General features: G+C 67.6%; 5 protein-coding genes. 1 reads left to right on the top strand and 4 read right to left on the bottom strand.

Annotated elements, in window-relative coordinates; translation table 11 throughout:
* The 4 genes from WA965_RS12575 to rimP form a co-directional block, all read right to left on the bottom strand.
* Window positions 1-290 (bottom strand): translation initiation factor IF-2 N-terminal domain-containing protein (locus tag WA965_RS12575; protein ID WP_526293877.1); only part of this gene is annotated, 290 nt, incomplete at its 3' end.
* Between the two features lie 67 nt (window positions 291-357).
* On the bottom strand, window positions 358-843 hold the full coding sequence (locus WA965_RS12570; RefSeq protein WP_526293876.1) for a DUF448 domain-containing protein: 486 nt from the start codon (window positions 841-843) through the stop codon (window positions 358-360).
* A complete protein-coding gene (gene nusA / locus WA965_RS12565; protein ID WP_526293875.1) occupies window positions 812-1,867 on the bottom strand; it encodes a transcription termination factor NusA in 1,056 nt (351 codons plus the stop codon). The genes WA965_RS12570 and nusA overlap by 32 nt, the downstream gene beginning before the upstream one ends.
* 2 nt (window positions 1,868-1,869) lie before the next feature.
* The gene (gene rimP / locus WA965_RS12560; protein ID WP_526293874.1) at window positions 1,870-2,397 is read right to left on the bottom strand and encodes a ribosome maturation factor RimP; all 528 of its coding nucleotides are present in this window, start codon (window positions 2,395-2,397) and stop codon (window positions 1,870-1,872) included.
* Between the two features lie 190 nt (window positions 2,398-2,587).
* Here rimP and WA965_RS12555 point away from each other — a divergent pair.
* Window positions 2,588-2,984 (top strand): hypothetical protein (locus WA965_RS12555; protein ID WP_526447577.1); only part of this gene is annotated, 397 nt, incomplete at its 3' end.

Below are 2,984 nucleotides of genomic sequence, written 5' to 3'. Positions count from 1 at the left end.
GGTGCGGGCGGAGCAACGGGCTCCTGCGCTGCCGGCGGCGCAGCCGGCTTGGGAGCTGCCGGCTTGGGGGCGGCGGGCTTGGCGGGTGAGCCGTTTCCGCTGCTGGGGACCTTCTCGCCGGTGGACTTGGGTCCCCCGAACGACTCACGAAGACGGCGGGCGACGGGCGCCTCGACCGTTGACGACGCGGATTTGACGAATTCGCCCTGATCATTCAGTCGGGCGAGAACTTCCTTGCTGGTGACACCGAGTTCTTTAGCCAACTCGTGCACGCGGGCCTTACCTGCCACTACATCTCCTGTCTGGGAGGCGACAGCGGTGGTGGGCGCCGCGCCTCGGTTTAGCTATGACGCATGGTCATCGAGACTTCACGGTGTGCTCATGTTCTTCGCTACCTGTCCTGTTGCCGGGCGGGTCGAACGCGTCCACTACCTGGAAACGCTCTTCCACCGCGGTGATGTCCGGGTTACCGGTGATCCGTAACGCTCGGCCGAAGGCCCGCCGGCGAATCGCCGCCCGGAGACACTCGGGGTCGTGATGCAACCAGGCACCCCGCCCCGGGAGCGTTCTCGCTGCATCGACGGTCACGGCACTGTGGCCGTTCCCGCCGTCGACAGCGACAACCCGAAGCAATTCGACGGCCAGCTCTCGTTGTCGACATCCGATGCAGGTCCGCACTGGTTCACCCGGGGGTTTGGCGGTGCTTTTCTGCGTCCGAGCCGATATCTCGCGCTGGATCACAGCTGAGTCTACCGTCACCGCAGTACCGAAAAGAAAATCGGTGCCGAAAGCGGACGGACGCGACCGCGGGTCAGCGTTCCCCGACCGCGCCGTGGGTCGCATCCGGTCGGGGCGGCGTGCGTTCCGCAGGCCTGTCGGCTGCCGCATCGTCGCTGCGGATGTCGATGCGCCAGCCGGTCAACCGGGCCGCCAACCGCGCGTTCTGCCCTTCTTTGCCGATGGCCAGGGACAGCTGGAAGTCCGGGACGATCACCCGTGCCGCCCGGGTGCCCTCGTCGATCACCGACACCGACACCACCTTGGCCGGCGACAGCGCGTTGGCCACGAACCGGGCAGGGTCCTCGTCGTAGTCGATGATGTCGATCTTCTCGCCGGACAACTCGCTCATCACGTTGCGAACCCGCTGGCCCATCGGACCGATGCAGGCACCTTTGGCGTTCAGACCGGGCATGCGCGAGGTGACGGCGATCTTGGACCGGTGACCGGCCTCTCGAGCCACCGCAACGATGTCGACCGACCCGTCGGCGATCTCGGGGACCTCCAGGGAGAACAACTTGCGCACCAGATTGGGGTGTGTCCGTGACAGCGTGATGAGCGGTTCCCTGGCACCGCGGGACACGCCGACGACGTAGCAGCGCAGCCGATCTCCGTGCTCGTAGCTTTCGCCGGGCACCTGTTCGGCAGACGGGATGACGCCCTCGGACCCCTTCGTCTCGCTGCCCATCCGGACCACCACCAGACCGCGGGCGTTCGCGCGCGCGTCCCGCTGGATGACGCCGGCGACGATGTCTCCCTCCCGGGCCGCGAACTCACCGTAGTTCTTCTCGTTCTCGGCGTCGCGGAGCCGCTGCAGGATCACCTGGCGCGCGGTCGTTGCCGCGATCCGGCCGAAACCCTCAGGGGTGTCGTCCCATTCGTGCAACACATTGCCGTCGGCGTCGGTCTCACGGGCCATCACCTTCACGACACCGGTTTTCCGGTCGATGTCGATGTACGCCTCGGCCTCGTGGCCCTCGGTGTGCCGATACGCCGTCAGCAGAGCCGATTTGATGGTGTCGACGACGACGTCGACGGTGATTCCCTTGTCGGCCTCGATCGCGTGCAGTGCCGCCATGTCGATGTTCACGCTCAGGCCTCCTTTCCTGCTTGGCCGGCCAACTCCAACTCGCGTGGATTTGGCGGCGAGAACTCAATCTGTACAACAGTTTTCACGACGGTGTCGAGGTCGATGTCGCGGACTGCGAACTCGCCGCGGGCACCCTCGCGCAGTACCAGGCGGACCGTGGATCCCGTCGCCTCCCCCAGCCGTCCGGTCAGGGTCTTGCCATCGGCGAGCGTCATCTCGACCTTTCGGCCACGGGCCCGGCGGAAGTGTTTGTCGGTCGTCAGCGGGCGCTCCACCCCCGGTGAGGTCACCTCGAGCAGGTAGGCCGCGCTGTCGAGGCCGTCGAGCAGTTCTGAGGCCACCCGGGACAGCCGTGCCACCGAATCGAGGTCCAGTCCGTCGTCTCCGTCGGTGACCACCGTGATCCGGGGGGGACGCACCGAGGCGTCGATCACCACGTCCTCGATGTCGAATCCGGCACGCGCGAACTCGCCTTCGAGCAGTTCGATCACCTGTCGTTGCGACGGTAATTCCGTAGACCGCTCCGCCACGGCGAGCTCCTCGTCTTGAGTTGTCCGGACCACGGGTCGCGGCGACATCACGCAGAGCGCAAGTCCCGGACCCGACACACCACGATACGCCAGCGTCGGCAAGCCAAATAACGAAAACCGGTCCGGGGCGGGGGTCCGACACCGATCTCCACCTCCGCGACGCCGGCGGCGGCAATGGCAGGATGTGGGCGTGCCGAGCCCTTCGCCGACCCTCAGCCGCCGCCGCGTACTCGCCGGGGCTGCAACGCTGGTGATGGTCGGGGCGACGGCGGCGACATCGGTGGCATGTGGCACCGCGCCTCCCCCACCTGACCTCGACGACCTGACGACCGCGCTGGATCGCGCCCGCGCCGACAGCCGCCTGGCCACCGACGCCGTCGCGACCACCCGGGGATCGGCCGCCGACGCACTGACCGACGTCGCCGCTGAGCGCGCAGCGCACGCCGAGGCGCTTTCCGAGGAGATCGTGCGGATGACCGGGCACGCCGCCCCGACCACCAACGTGACCACCACCACGACCACGACGACCGACTCAGCCGCCACTACCGTGCCCACCGTCGACGACGTGGTCGGCTCCCTGCGGGCGT

It is taken from the genome of Mycobacterium sp. (genome assembly GCF_049683935.1).
GTDB lineage: Bacteria > Actinomycetota > Actinomycetes > Mycobacteriales > Mycobacteriaceae > Mycobacterium.
The sequence above is the reverse complement of the archived record's forward strand: the minus strand, read 5'-3'. Positions and strand labels throughout refer to the sequence as shown.